We start from the raw sequence: 13,838 nt of genomic DNA, 5'->3' as shown, positions 1-13,838 counted from the left end.
GACCAACGTCAGGTGGACTGGCAGTTCACCACCCACGACGCACGCATCAAACTGCGCCACCTCTATCCCAGGAATTAGCTGCGACAGTCTACTAGCGCCGCTTGCGCTTCTTCTTGTTCCGGTTGTCGGCGCTCGGCTTGGCACCGCTCGGCCGGCGGGGCGCCGTCGGGTTCGCCGCGGCCTCGCGCAGGCCGATCCGGCGAGTCTGCCAGACGGTCAGCTCCCACAACCCGATCGCGACGCCGACTCCCACGACGCCGACGGGGAGGGAGCTGAAGTCGGCATCGGCGGGCTGCGGGGCCAGCCAGCCGCTCGGGTCCACCAGCAGGTCCTCGGTGGTGCCCGCGTCCTCCGTGCCGTTGCAGCCCATGCCGACGATGTCGGCGTGGTCCATCGGCCTGCCGTCGGTCCGCTTCAGCCTGCAGTGGTAGATCGGGCCGGTCTTGCCCTTGGTGGTGTACACCGAGGTGATCCGCACCTCGGTGCGCTGCCCCTGGCTCTGCATCAGCGCGGCCTGGAAGACCAGCCCGGAGCCGAGCGCGACGGCTAGTCCAGTGATCAGCCCGGCGAAGAACACCCACCCCTTGGTCGCGGTCGCCATCAGCACCGCGATCGCGAGGGCCACGGTCAGCACACCGAGGATCAGCGCCGCCGGAAACCAGTCCGGGCTGGTGCCGAGCACGCCGATGCCCACCATCAGCAGGGGGACGAGCGCGGCTATGCGGGCGAGCCGCCGCACCACGTGCGGGGGCCAGGCCACGTTCTTCCGGGACCCGGGCGCCATCAGCGGCCCTCGAACCGGCGCAGCCCGACCCGTCGGGACAGCCAGACCAGCAGCTCGAAGAGCACCAGTACCACCGGCAGGGCCCACGCGGCGATGTCGATCCCGCTGTAGTCCGTCTCGGCCAGCTCCGGCGCCGTCCAGCCGTGCGGGTCGACGAGCACGTCCTCGGTCTGCCCGACTTCCATCGGCCCGTCGCAGGAGTCGTTGCCCAGCTCGGCGTGCTTGAGCGGCTTGCCGTCCACCCGCCCCAGAAGGCAGGTGTACTCCGGCCCGTGCTTGCCCTGGTACGTCTTCACCGAGGTGACCCGCACCTCCACCCGCTGCCCTTGGTGCGCCATCACCTCCGCCTGCAGCACCGGCCCCGGCCCGGACAGCGCGGCGATCCCCACGATCACCCCGCCGACGATCAACCACCCGTTCGGCGCGGCGGTGATCAGCAGCGAGAGAGTCGCGATCAGCGTGAAGGTCCCGAGCACCAGTCCGAGCCCGCTCCAGTCCGGATTGGCGGCCAGCAACGACAGCCCGACGATCACCGGCGGACCGAAAAACGCCATCGTGGTGAGGCGGCGGACCTGCCGGGACGAGGTCGCGGTGGCTATTCGAGGCACGGCGTCAGTGTGACGAACGGGGGCGTCAGGCTGAAGAGCGGGGTCCGTTACTACAGTCGCGTACTACAGTCGCGCTCTCGATGAGCACCTGTGATCCGAGCGATGTGGCATGCCTGGCGCACCGGGCACCGGCCCTGGCATGAGGAGATGTTCTGGCCCGGCGAGCGTGCGACGGTCTACTTCTGCTCCTGCGGTGAGCAGTTCTGGCCCCTCACGAAGGAGGCGCCGTACCCCGACTGGCGCGACAACCCGGTCCGCAGGGAGCGAGCCGAATGACCTAAACCGGTGGAGCGCACGTATTCGGAGGTGACGTATTCCCCTGGGGCGGTGGAGCTTTACTCGCACTGGAGTGCTTGAGCGCGTGCTTCGAGGTAGGTGCTCCAGTTGCGGCCGGCCAGGTGTGTCCAGCACTCGGCGGTGTTGATGTGGACGCCGAGGATCGCTGCGGACGTCGATGCCGTGGGCGACCAGGCGGCTGGAGAGGTGGTGGCCTGCGTAGTGGCGGCCGGGCAGGCGGCTGGGGAACAGCCAGCGGTGCCGAGCTCGGCCGGGTTGGCTCTCCTGGAGGCGTTGGACGGCTTCGGCTTGTTGCTCGACCAGGCGGTCCATCGCTGGGGGTAGGAGGGTGCGGTGGCGTCCGAGGGCCATAGTGCTGCTGCCCTTCGCGGTGCGGTGGACGTCGTCCGTCGTGAGGGTCGAGATGCAGGTGATCTTGGCGCCGTAGAGCAGGACGAGTGCGCCGACTGCCCGGACGTCGGCGGGCAGGCCGGTGTCACTGACGCATCGGGTGAGCAGGGCGACCCGCTCGTCCTGGTCGATGAAGTTCGCCGGTTCGCTGTCGCGCCATCCGGTGACGACGCCCGGCCGAGCGGCCGAAGCTGCTGCCGTACGAGGGGTCCGTGAGGTAGACACCGGTGGGCAGGCGGACGGCCGAAGGGAATCTCATGCCCACCACCGTGATCAACCTCAAGGGTCATATCCACGAGTTCGGTCCCCGGCTCGAACACGCTCCAGCGGACCTCGTCTACATCGGCCGCCGCTGGACCATGGGCCACTGGGACCTCCCGCAGCACCCGCTCTACAACCCCTTCGCCTACGACACCCCCACGAAGAAGCGCGACGGAACCCGCGCCGAGATCATGGAGAAGTACCGGGCGTACCTCCTCGAACGCCCCGACCTCCTCGACCAGGTGCCCGCCCTGCGTGGCAAGACGCTGGCCTGCTGGTGCGCACCCGAGCTGTGCCACGGCGACATCCTGGCGGAGCTGGCTGACGCCTCGTAGCGCCGCAGGCTCCCGCGACCGTCCCCGGCTGAGCGGGGGCGTCACCCCCACGGGTTCCCCCGGTGGCGTGTGCGCACTGGTGCCTGCTTGCTGGACCGAGACGGAACGGGGGCTTCGGGAAGAGAGCGAGCGCCGATGAAGCCGAAGGAAGAACGGCTGCGGACACCACGCGCCGCCGGGTTGGCGGGGACGGTGTTCGCCCTCCTGCTGGCGGCGGCGATCGTGCTGGTGCGGATCGCGATCCCGGCGGGGAAAGCCGCCGACGCGACCGTCGCGCCGAACGAACGGTGGGCGGTGCGTACGGCTTTGGAGATCATCCCGTTCGCGGGGATCTTCTTCCTGTGGTTCATGGGCGCCGTGCGCGCACGGGTCGGCGATGCCGAGGACAGATTCATCGCCACCGTCTTCATGGGCAGCGGACTGGTCTTCGTGGCCACCATGTTCGGGGCCGGCGCCGCGGCGGGCAGTGTGCTGAGCCAACCCTCCGGCTTCGGCCGCGACTTCGCCTACACGCTGATGACGACGTACGCGCTCCGCATGGCCGCCGTGTTCGTCTTCACGACCTCGACCATCGGTCACCGTCTCGGCGTCCTCCCCCGTCCGCTCGCCGTCCTCGGCTACCTCGCGGGGCTTGTCCTGCTCGTCGCGGGATCCTCTCTGCCCTGGTCGGAGCTGGTCTTCCCGGCCTGGGCGCTGGTCGTCAGCCTCCATATCCTCCGTGTCGGCCTGCGCACCCCGGCGAGCGGCTGAGCACCCTCTCGCGCATGCTGTGGAGGAGGGGGCGAGAACGGGCCACGGAAAGGCTGATCCTCGGTGAGGCTTGTCGTCGATCTCAACCGCTGCCAGGGATACGCACAGTGCGCGTTCCTGGCTCCCGATGTTTTCGCCATGCACGGGGACGAGTCCCTGCTCTACAACCCCGAGGCCGAGGAGGACCGGCGCGAGGACATGGCGCGAGCCGTGGCCGCGTGCCCCGTCCAGGCCATCATGGTGGAAGCGAACTCCCTGGACGGGAACCCCGGAACCGACCGGGAGGTCGTCCGGTGAGCGCCGACGGATCGCTGGACCGGCTCAGGCGTGAAGGCCGCATCGTCGTCGTCGGCGCCTCGCTGGCGGGGCTTCGGGCCGCGGAGACCTTGCGTGAGGAGGGGTTCGCCGGTTCCCTCACGATGATCGGGGACGAGCCCTACGAGCCGTACGACCGACCGCCATTGTCCAAGCAGGTCCTGCTGGGCAGGGCGACGGCGGACCGCACCGGCCTTCCCCGGCACCGCGCCATCGACGCGCAGTGGCGCCTCGGGGTTCCGGCCACCGGCCTCGACATGGCGGCCCGGAGGGTGCGGCTGGCCGACGGCGACGAGGTGGAGTACGACCGGCTGCTCATCGCCACCGGTGTACGGGCCAGACCCTGGCCCCAGGAGGACGAGGCGGAGCTCGACGGGGTGTTCGTGCTGCGGACCCGCGACGACGCCGACGCGCTGGAGCGCTCGCTCGCGCAGGGCCCCCGCCGCGTGCTCGTCATCGGCGCCGGGTTCACCGGCTCCGAGATCGCCTCCGCCTGCCGGGAACGCGGGATCGCGGTCACCGTGGCCGAGCGGGCCGACGCGCCGCTGGTCGGAGCGCTCGGCGGAGTCGTCGGCGAGGTCGCGGCCGAACTGCACCGCAAACACGGCGTCGACCTGCGCTGCGGCGTCATGGTGACCCGCCTGGAGGGCGACTCCGCGGGACACGTCCGCGCCGCGCACTTCTCCGACGGGAACACCGTCCAGGCCGACGTGGTGGTCGTCTCCCTCGGCGCCCAGCGCAACACCGAATGGCTCGCCGGGTCCGGGCTCGGCGCGGGTCCCCGCGGGATCGCGTGTGACGCCGGGTGCCGGGCCTTCGACATCCGGGGCATCGTCACCGACGACATCTATGTGGCCGGCGACGTCGCACGGTCCCCGCACCCGCTGTTCGGATACCAGTTCCTGTCCCTGGAGCACTGGGGCAACGCCGTCGCCCAGGCCGAGACCGCCGCGCACAACATGCTGAGCGACAGCGCGGACCGCCGCCCCCACATCTGGGTGCCCGCCTTCTGGTCCTCCCAGTTCGGCGTGAACATCAAGTCCGTCGGGGTGCCGTCGATGGGGACGGAGATCCTCATCGCGCAGGGCTCCCGCAGCGAGCACCGGTTCACCGGCGTCTACGGGTACCAGGGGCGCGTCATCGGCGCCGTCACCTTCGACCAGACGAGATGGCTGCAGTTCTACCAGCAGCTCATCGAGACCACGGCGCCCTTCCCGCCGGCCTTCCCCACGGTGGACCGCCGCCCCGAGGGGCAGCAGCCGATGCCCGCCGACTTCCCCGACCCGTCCGTGCCCACCCACGGCCCGACCGTCACCCTCAGCGGATACGCGCCGGACGACCGACGGCTGACGTTCACCCCCGCTCGGCACTGATCCGACGTTCCCTAGGACGCACCCATGACCGAAGCCATCCTGCGGCAGATCATCGACTACGCCCACCGCGCCAACCCGTATCCGCTGTACGCGGAGCTGCGCAAGACGCCGGTGTACCACGACGCGGACGGACCGTACGTCGTCAGCAGGTACTACGACATCCAGAGCCTCCTCCACGATCCGCGCATCAGCTCCGACGCCCGCAATCTGAAGACGCCGGCGACCGCGAACCCGCTGGCCGCCGAAGGGGACGAGGAGACGGCCCTTCCGCCGAGCTTCCTGCGGCTCGACCCGCCGGAGCACGACCGGCTGCGCCGCATGACCAACCGGCCGTTCGGGCCCCCGCACACCCCACGGCGTGTCCACGAGATGCACGGCGAACTGAAGGACATCGTCTCCGGGCTCATCGACGGTATCGACAGCCCGGACCGGATCGATCTGGTCGACCAGTTCTCCTATCCCTTCCCCGTGACCGTGATCTGCCGGCTGCTGGGAGTGCCGCGCGAGGACGAGGCGCGCTTCCACTCCTGGGCGGACATCATCGCCGCCAGCCTCGACCCCGCCCCGGGCGCCGACGCCGACGAGCGCGCCAAGGTCTCCCACAACGCCCGCACCGAGCTGGGCATGTATCTGGCCGGGCTCATCGAGGAACGCCGCAAGAAGCCCGGTGACGACATGCTGTCCCAGCTGTCCACGGCGGGAGGGCCGGACGGTGTCATGACGACGATGGAGGTCCTGAGCACCGCGGCGCTCCTGCTGATCGCCGGCCACGAGACGACGGTCAACCTCATCACCAACGGCATGCTGACCCTGCTGCGCAACCCCGACGTGCTCGAGCGGCTGCGCAAGGACCCGAACTTCGCCGTCCCCATCGTCGAGGAGCTGCTGCGGTTCGAGCCGCCGGTGCAGCTGGTGCCGCAGCGCACCACCATCGCCGACATCGAGGTCCGCGGGGTCACCATCCCCAAGGGCGCCTCGCTGTGGCTGGTGCTGGCCGCGGGGAACCGTGACCCCGACCGCTTCGAGGATCCGGACCGGTTCGACCCGGACCGCGGGGACATCCAGCACCTCGGCTTCGGCAGCGGCATCCACAGCTGCTTCGGCGCCCCGCTCGCCCGCCTGGAGGCACAGCTCGCGCTGAGCGAACTGGCCCGCAGACTGGAGAACCCCCGGCTGCTGGAGGACCCGCCGCCCTACCGGCAGAACGCGGTCCTGCGCGGCCCGCGCCATCTGCCGATCGGCTGCGACGGCATCCGCCTCTAGGCCCTGTCGTCAAATTCCCGTCTGCCCCGCGACGCCATGCACGCACTCTCACCGCACCAGGCACAGACCCAAGTACGTCCAGTACGAGGGCCTGTGCCCGGCACGCCGAGAGCACGCACCTGACGCCGCAGGACCCGCCCTCCGGGCGGACGACGGGAATTTGACGACAGGACCTAGCGCGCCGCGGTCACCGTCACCCCCATGACCTCCCGGGCATGCCGGCTCGGCACCATTCCCAGGCGCCAAGCCTGCCATCCCGCGTCCAGGTCGACCCCCCGTTCGAGCAAGAGTTGGTACGCCTCCACGTAGTCGTCGAGCCTTCCGTCGCGGAGCGGGTGGCCGGTGCGGGAGAGCTGCGCCAGTTCCTCCTGGGCGACGGCGCTGCCCACTTCGAGGCCGCCCGGGGAGCCGTACGGCAGAAGGGTGCACCTCAGGAACCTGGCCCAGTCCTCGCCGCGCCGGTCCCCGTACGAGGCGAACAGGCCGGCCGCCTCGTCGCACAGGGCGAGGGCGCCCGGCGTACGGGCGTTGCCGGCGTCGACCACCGCCAGCTCCAGGCAGGTCCACGCCTCGCCGTGGGCCACGCCGATGCGCTGGAAGTCGGCGCGCGCGTCCACCAGGAGCTGGCGCGCGAAGCCCGAGTTGCGCAGGGAGCCGGTCTGGGCGGCCCGTTGGTCCCGGGTGACGCGCGCCGAGTGGTGGCGGGCGCAGGCGAGCCCGTACACGTCCCGCATCCGCGAGAACATCGTGCGGGAGCGCTCCAGTTCACGGACGGCCTGGTCCAGGTTGCCGGTCTCCTCCAGGGACTGGCCCAGGTAGTAGATCGTCCATGCCTCGCCGCGCGCGTCCTCGTTCTCCCGGTGCCGGGAGGCCGCCTGGCGCAGGCTGTCGACCGCGGTGGACGGGTCGCCGTCGACGAGGCGGGCGCGGGCCAGCTGGGTCAGGGCCCAGGCCTCGCCGCGGGCGTCGCGCGTACGGCCGTACAGATCGAGGGCGTCACGCAACTCCTGCTCCGCGCGCGGTACGTCGCCCATCCGCAGGCCCAGCTGACCGAGCTGGAAGTGGGCCCACGCCTCGCCGTGCACGGACTCGCCCGCGCGGTGCAGGACCAGGGCCTCGGTGAGCAGGTTCAGGGCGAGGGCGAGATGGCCCCGGTCGCGCTCCACGGCGGCCAGCGCGTGCATCGTCCACGCGCGGTCCGTCGCCAGCTCGGAGGAGGCCTGCAGGTCCATGGCCTCCTGGAGTTTGGCGGCCGCCTCGGTGAGGTTGCCCTGGTGGTGGAGGGTGATGCCGAGGGAGCCCAGGGCCCGGGCCGCGCCCGCGTCGTGGTGCGCCTCGAAGTAGAGGTTCACCACGGACGACAGGGTGGTGTGGGCCTTGTCCAGCTCGCCGAGCTGGCGGGCCGCGATACCGGTGCGCCACTGCACCGAGCGCACCAGCAGGCCCTGGTCGACGGCCTGCGTCAACTCGCTGATCTCACCCAGGCGGTAGAGGTCGCCGCGCAGCAGGCAGTAGTCGCACAGGGCGCCGAGGAGGTTCAGTACGGCCGCTTGGTTCACGCCTTCCGCGTGGCGCAGCGTGGCCGTGATGAAGCTCGACTCGTCGTCCAGCCAGCGCAGGGCCGCGTCGAGGGAGGTGAAGCCGTGCGGCCCGAACTGATCCGCCCGCGTCGACGTCTTGCCGTCGACCAGGCGGATCACCGAGTCGGCCAGCTCCGCGTAGTTCACGATCAGGCGTTCCTGGGCCGCCGTCCGCTCGGACGGCTCCTCCTCGTCGAGCAGCCGTGCCTGGGCGAAGGCCCGGACGAGGTCGTGCAGCCGGTAGCGGCTGCCGCGGACGTGGTCGACGAGGCCCGCCTGTGCGAGCGCGGTGAGGTGGCGGGTGGCCTCCGGCTCGTCCGTCGCGAGCAGGGAGGCCGCGGCGGCGGCGCCGAGCGAGGCACGGCCGGCCAGCGCCAGTCGGCGCAGCAGGCGCCTCGCCGTGTCGGTCTGGTCGGTGTAGCGCAGCCAGAGCACCCGCTCGACCGGCTCCACGGGGCCGTACGCGCCGAGGTCGGAGGCCAGTTGGCGCGGGGTGCGCGGGCCGAGGGAGGAACCCGCGATGCGCAGGGCGAGGGGGAGGCTGCCGCACAGCTCCCGCACCTGGTCGGATGCTTCGGCGTCGTACGGGTCCGGCTTCTCCTGGGCCGCCGCGTTCAGCAGTTCCTCGGCGCCCGCCGCGTCCAGGGCGTCGACCGGGAGCTGGTGCACCCGGGCGGCGAGGTCGGCGGGCAGGTCGAGCGGTTTGCGGGCCGTGACCAGGACCAGGCTCTCCGAGCGCTCGGGGACCAGGGCGCGGACCTGCTCGGCGTCGCTCGCGTCGTCGAGCACGATCGTGACGGGCAGGCCCGTCAGATGCTGGTGGTACAGCTCGCTGAGGCGTCTGACCTGCTGGTCCTGCGAGGAACGCTCACGGAAGAGGAGCTGCTCGCGGGGTGCGCCGAGCCGGTTGAGGAGGTGGAGCATGGCGTCGCGGGTGGTGAGGGGCGGCTCCTCGGTGCTGTCGCCGCGCAGGTCCACCACGCACGCGCCGCGGAACTGGTCCTTCAGACTGTGCGCCGCCCGGATCGCGAGGGTGCTGCGGCCCGATCCTGGGGCGCCGTGCAGGACGACCACGGTCGGCTTCGTCTCGGTGCCGGCGCGAGCGGCGTGCACCCACTGCGCCACCCGGGACAGCTCGGTCCGGCGCCCCGTGAACGGGCCGGCCGGCTCGGGAAGCTGCCCGAACGACTGCTCCAGTACGTTGCGTCTGCGCGCCGCGGCACTCTTGTCGGTGCGCCGCAGCTGGGGAGCGCCCTGCTTGGCCCCCGCGGAGGCGCTGAGCACCCGCTGCTGATCGAGGAACGGCCGGATGCCCCGTACCTCCAGCGCCGTCAGCCACTGGAGCCGCAACTGCTCGGGGCCGCCCGGCTGGCCCAGGGCTCCCGCCCGGCGGCTCGCGGCCGGTACGTGCGAGGCGGTCACCTTGAGCACGGTGGCCGCCGCGCCCACCACGGCGACGGCCGCCCCCGCGCCGACGGCCGTTCCGGCGCCCGTGCCCAGCGCCAGGTCCGCCGCGCAGGCGGCGACGGCGGCAACCACCGCCACCAGCAGGGGAGTTCCGGCGCCCTCCCGGGCGTACCGCTGTCCGAACGTCAGCCGGCCGGCCTCCGCCTCGTCCAGCGCCCGGGCGTACGTCCCGTACTCCTCGGCGGCGGCCTCCGCCATGGTGTCGAGCGCGGCCCGGGCCCGTGACAGCAACACGGCCCCGTCACTCCGCCCGCCCGACCGCCGCACCTCTTCCTCCACGGCCCGGGCCAACAGCCGCTCGGCCTCAGCCCGATGGCCTTCCCGCATGTCACGTCCCCCTCCGGTGGCAACTCCTTTGATTTCCAGTGTCCTTCGTGGGGGGCGTGAGCGCGAGGGGGCGGCGATCACGAGGCTGGTTCGGTGACTTGGAGATCACTCGCGCGTTCTTGTGACTGTCGGGCTATTGGTCGAACGGGGAGTTTCGTGAACCACCGTGCTGTGCACGAGTCGGCCAGGCGATGCAGCATCAACGGGTCGCTGGCCGACGAGATCCTTGAACGACAGCTTTTCTCCGAGGTGAGAGGGGAGGTACGGCTGTCGGCGGCCGTGCGGCACCGCCGGCGGTCCGGTGAGCTGGGCCTCGAAGAGAAACGAGAGAGCATCGCGTCGGCCTTCACGCGCTGCTTCGTCCGACCTGGTGTGAAGGGAGACGATTCGTGGGACTGCTCGCGGATCGAGCCCGTGTGGCGCTGCGCGGATCAGGTGACGCCGGCACGAGCGACTGTCCGAGGGTCGGGCCGCCCCACGACTGGATGGTCCCCGTCAGGCAGGATGGATGACATGCCGAACCGACTGGCCCACGAGACGTCCCCCTACCTGCTCCAGCACGCCGACAACCCCGTCGACTGGTGGCCCTGGTCGGCCGAGGCCTTCGAAGAGGCCCGTGAGCGGGGCGTGCCCGTGCTGCTCAGCGTCGGCTATTCGTCCTGTCATTGGTGCCATGTCCTCGCACGGGAAAGTTTCGAAGACGAACAAATCGCGGCGTACATGAATGCTCACTTTGTGAACATCAAGGTCGACCGCGAGGAGCGGCCCGACGTCGACGCCGTCTACATGGAGGCCGTGCAGGCGGCCACGGGGCAGGGCGGGTGGCCCATGACCGTGTTCCTCACACAGGATGCGGAGCCCTTCTATTTCGGGACGTATTTCCCGCCCGCGCCCCGGCACGGGATGCCGTCGTTCCGGCAGGTGCTGGAGGGGGTGCACGGGGCCTGGGCCGATCGCCGGGGCGAGGTGGCCGAGGTCGCGGGGAAGATCGTGCGGGATCTCGCCGAGCGGGAGATGAGCTTCGGGAGCGGCGAGGTGCCCGGCGAGGAGGACCTGGCTGGTGCGCTGCTCGGGCTCACCCGGGAGTACGACGCCTCGCGCGGCGGCTTCGGGGGCGCGCCCAAGTTCCCGCCGTCCATGGTGATCGAGTTCCTGCTGCGGCACCACGCGCGGACCGGTTCCGAGGGCGCTCTCCAGATGGCGCAGGACACCTGTGAGCGGATGGCGCGTGGCGGGATCTACGACCAGCTGGGCGGGGGGTTCGCGCGGTACTCCGTGGATCGCGAGTGGGTTGTGCCCCATTTTGAGAAGATGTTGTACGATAACGCACTTTTGTGCAGGGTGTATGCGCATCTCTGGCGTTCGACCGGCTCCGAGCTCGCCCGTCGTGTCGCCCTGGAGGCCGCCGACTTCATGGTGGGCGAACTCCGCACGAACGAAGGCGGGTTCGCCTCCGCGCTCGACGCCGACAGCGACGACGGCACGGGGAAGCACGTCGAGGGGGCGTACTACGTGTGGACCCCGCGGCAGCTGCGCGAGGTGCTCGGCGCGGAGGACGGCGAACTCGCCGCCCGGTACTTCGGGGTGACGGAGGAGGGGACCTTCGAAGAGGGCTCCTCCGTGCTGCAACTGCCGCAGCAGGACGAGTTGTTCGACGCGGAGAAGGTGGCCGACATGCGGCGTCGGCTGCTTGCCGCGCGGGCCGAGCGGCCCGCTCCCGGGCGCGACGACAAGATCGTCGCCGCCTGGAACGGGCTCGCCGTCGCCGCCCTCGCGGAGACCGGCGCCTACTTCGACCGCCCCGACCTCGTGGACGCCGCGATCGCCGCCGCGGATCTCCTCGTACGGGTGCACATGGACGACCGGGCGCGACTGTCCCGTACCAGCAAGGACGGGCGGGCCGGGGTCAACGCGGGGGTGCTGGAGGACTACGCGGACGTCGCCGAGGGGTTCCTCGCGCTGGCCTCCGTCACCGGGGAAGGGGTGTGGCTGGAATTCGCCGGGTTCCTGCTGGATCAGGTGATCATGCAGTTCACCGATCCCGAGTCCGGTGCGCTGTACGACACCGCGGCCGACGCCGAGCGCCTCATCCGCCGGCCCCAGGACCCCACCGACAACGCCACGCCCTCCGGCTGGAGCGCGGCGGCCGGCGCCCTGCTGAGCTATGCCGCACAGACCGGCGCCGAGCCCCATCGGACCGCCGCCGAAAGGGCGTTGGGCGTCGTGAAGGCGCTCGGGCAGCGCGCTCCCCGTTTCATCGGCTGGGGGCTCGCGGTGGCGGAGGCGCTGCTCGACGGGCCGCGTGAGGTCGCGGTCGTGGGGCCGGAGGGACATCCCCTGACAAAAGCCCTGCACCGGACGGCCCTGCTCGGTACCGCGCCGGGCGCCGTGGTCGCCGTGGGCACTCCGGAGAGTGACGAGCTGCCGCTCCTCGCCGACCGCCCCCTCGTGCAGGGCGAACCCGCCGCGTATGTCTGCCGTAACTTCACTTGTGACGCTCCGACGACCGATCCCGACCGGCTTCGAACGGCTCTGAGCAGCTGAAACGCAGATCATCAGACTGCTCATCAACCGGCTGAAACGCGACCAGAGTTCGAATTGTTCAGCAAATGATCCGACTGTGATGAAACACGCTCTTCACCAGAACAGTCTGTGCGCTTCACAGATCGCCCATAGTCTCTGCATCGTGACGCGGCGGATGTGACACATCGTCGCGACTGGGGGTTTTGGGATCTGGGGGGATCTGTTGCTCACGTCTGTCTTTATCGCTGCCGTTTCACTGGCCCTTTTCTGGATGGCGGCGTTCACTCTCTGGTGGCAGATGCACGCGTGGCGCACGCCCGAGGTGCTGGCGTCCACCCGCTTCAGCAGACCGGACGGCGATGACCGGCTGGCGTTCTCGCTGCTGCTGCCGGCCCGCCACGAACAGGCCGTGCTCGACCACACCATCCAGCGACTGCTGGAATCGAGCCACACCGACTTCGAGATCATCGTCATCGTCGGGCACGACGATCCGGAGACCACCGAGGTCGCCCGGCAGGCCGCGGCCCGCGACGAGCGGGTGCGGGTCGTCGTCGACCACCACGAGAAGAAGAACAAGCCGAAGGCCATGAACACGGCGCTGCCGCACTGCCGCGGCGATGTCGTCGGGGTCTTCGACGCCGAGGACCAGGTCCATCCGGAGCTGCTCGCCCATGTCGACCACGCGTTCCGCACGACGGGTGCGGACGTCGTCCAGGGCGGGGTCCAGCTCATCAACTTCCACTCCAACTGGTACAGCCTGCGCAACTGCCTGGAGTACTTCTTCTGGTTCCGCTCGCGGCTGCACCTGCATGCGCAAAAAGGTTTCATCCCGCTCGGCGGCAACACCGTCTTCGTACGGACTGACGTACTGCGGGAAGCGGACGGCTGGGACCCCGAGTGCCTCGCCGAGGACTGCGACCTGGGGGTACGGCTCTCCAGCGTCGGCAAGAAGGTCGTCGTCGCCTACGACTCCGACATGGTGACCCGGGAGGAGACCCCGGGCAGCCTGGTGTCGCTGATGAAGCAGCGCACCCGGTGGAACCAGGGCTTCCTGCAGGTCTACCGCAAGAAGGACTGGAAGCAACTGCCGGGCTTCGGGCAGCGGTTGCTCGCCCGCTACACGCTGATGACGCCGTATCTGCAGGCCGTCTCCGGGGTGGTCATCCCGCTCAACGTGGCCATCGCGCTCTTCCTCGACGTGCCCGTCGGGATCGCCTTCATCACCTTCCTGCCGGCCGTGACCGCCCTGGTCACCTTCGTCTTCGAGCTCGTCGGACTGCACGACTTCGGCAAGCAGTACGGACTGCGCGTCCGGTTCGTCCACTATCTGAAGCTCGTGGTCGGTGGCCCCTTCTATCAGGTGCTCCTCGCCGGCGCGGCCGCCCGTGCCGTATGGCGTGAGCAAAGAGGCCGCAACGACTGGGAGTTGACCAGTCATGTCGGCGCGCACCTCACCGAGGCCGAAGCAACCCACTAGGACCTGAGGCCACCAGCCGGGCGTCCCCGCCGGCAGGCAGGCCTTGGTTCCGTACGCCTTGGTTCCGCATGCCCCGGTTCCGCATGCC

Annotated in this window: 11 protein-coding genes; 8 read left to right on the top strand and 3 right to left on the bottom strand. The window is 70.5% G+C overall.

The annotated features are described in order from the left end of the window. Positions 1-91 precede the first annotated feature (91 nt). Together ABZ656_RS26615 and ABZ656_RS26610 are read right to left on the bottom strand one after the other, a co-directional pair. Positions 92-784: a hypothetical protein gene (locus ABZ656_RS26615; RefSeq protein ID WP_360270969.1), complete on the bottom strand. Its 693-nt coding sequence runs from the start codon at positions 782-784 to the stop codon at positions 92-94. Continuing rightward, positions 784-1,392, bottom strand: a complete 609-nt coding sequence (locus tag ABZ656_RS26610; protein ID WP_129592402.1) for a hypothetical protein — start codon at positions 1,390-1,392, stop codon at positions 784-786. The genes ABZ656_RS26615 and ABZ656_RS26610 overlap by 1 nt, the downstream gene beginning before the upstream one ends. A gap of 90 nt (positions 1,393-1,482) precedes the next feature. On the opposite strand from ABZ656_RS26610, the gene ABZ656_RS26605 reads away from it, so the two are divergent. The 6 genes from ABZ656_RS26605 (at position 1,483) to ABZ656_RS26580 (ending at position 6,376) form a co-directional block, all read left to right on the top strand. Then, a complete protein-coding gene (locus ABZ656_RS26605; protein WP_129592403.1) occupies positions 1,483-1,668 on the top strand; it encodes a hypothetical protein in 186 nt (61 codons plus the stop codon). Between the two features lie 668 nt (positions 1,669-2,336). Further along, the gene (locus ABZ656_RS26600; protein ID WP_054229004.1) at positions 2,337-2,675 is read left to right on the top strand and encodes a DUF4326 domain-containing protein; all 339 of its coding nucleotides are present in this window, start codon (positions 2,337-2,339) and stop codon (positions 2,673-2,675) included. A 135-nt stretch (positions 2,676-2,810) separates the two neighbouring features. Then, positions 2,811-3,425 carry a hypothetical protein gene (locus tag ABZ656_RS26595; protein WP_101407871.1) on the top strand — a complete coding sequence of 205 codons (615 nt, stop codon included), beginning with the start codon at positions 2,811-2,813 and terminating at the stop codon, positions 3,423-3,425. A 63-nt stretch (positions 3,426-3,488) separates the two neighbouring features. After that, entirely contained in the window at positions 3,489-3,722 is a 234-nt protein-coding gene (locus tag ABZ656_RS26590) for a ferredoxin (RefSeq protein WP_101407872.1), read from the top strand. Next, a complete protein-coding gene (locus tag ABZ656_RS26585) occupies positions 3,719-5,113 on the top strand; it encodes an FAD-dependent oxidoreductase (RefSeq protein ID WP_101407873.1) in 1,395 nt (464 codons plus the stop codon). The genes ABZ656_RS26590 and ABZ656_RS26585 overlap by 4 nt, the downstream gene beginning before the upstream one ends. A 24-nt stretch (positions 5,114-5,137) precedes the next feature. After that, positions 5,138-6,376, top strand: a complete 1,239-nt coding sequence (locus ABZ656_RS26580; protein ID WP_360270965.1) for a cytochrome P450 — start codon at positions 5,138-5,140, stop codon at positions 6,374-6,376. A gap of 173 nt (positions 6,377-6,549) precedes the next feature. Here ABZ656_RS26580 and ABZ656_RS26575 read toward each other — a convergent pair whose 3' ends face one another. Continuing rightward, positions 6,550-9,750: a tetratricopeptide repeat protein gene (locus tag ABZ656_RS26575; RefSeq protein ID WP_101400362.1), complete on the bottom strand. Its 3,201-nt coding sequence runs from the start codon at positions 9,748-9,750 to the stop codon at positions 6,550-6,552. A gap of 513 nt (positions 9,751-10,263) precedes the next feature. Between ABZ656_RS26575 and ABZ656_RS26570 the strand changes: the two genes are divergently transcribed. Both ABZ656_RS26570 and ABZ656_RS26565 read left to right on the top strand, forming a co-directional pair. Beyond that, positions 10,264-12,294 (top strand): thioredoxin domain-containing protein, encoded by a 2,031-nt coding sequence (locus ABZ656_RS26570; protein WP_360270963.1) that lies wholly within the window; start codon positions 10,264-10,266, stop codon positions 12,292-12,294. Positions 12,295-12,496: 202 nt separating this feature from the next. Continuing rightward, the gene (locus tag ABZ656_RS26565; RefSeq protein WP_101400364.1) at positions 12,497-13,750 is read left to right on the top strand and encodes a glycosyltransferase; all 1,254 of its coding nucleotides are present in this window, start codon (positions 12,497-12,499) and stop codon (positions 13,748-13,750) included. Positions 13,751-13,838 lie beyond the last annotated feature (88 nt).

This window comes from Streptomyces sp. NPDC007095 (genome assembly GCF_040634475.1).
Taxonomy (GTDB): Bacteria; Actinomycetota; Actinomycetes; order Streptomycetales; family Streptomycetaceae; genus Streptomyces.
The sequence above is the reverse complement of the archived record's forward strand: the minus strand, read 5'-3'. Positions and strand labels throughout refer to the sequence as shown.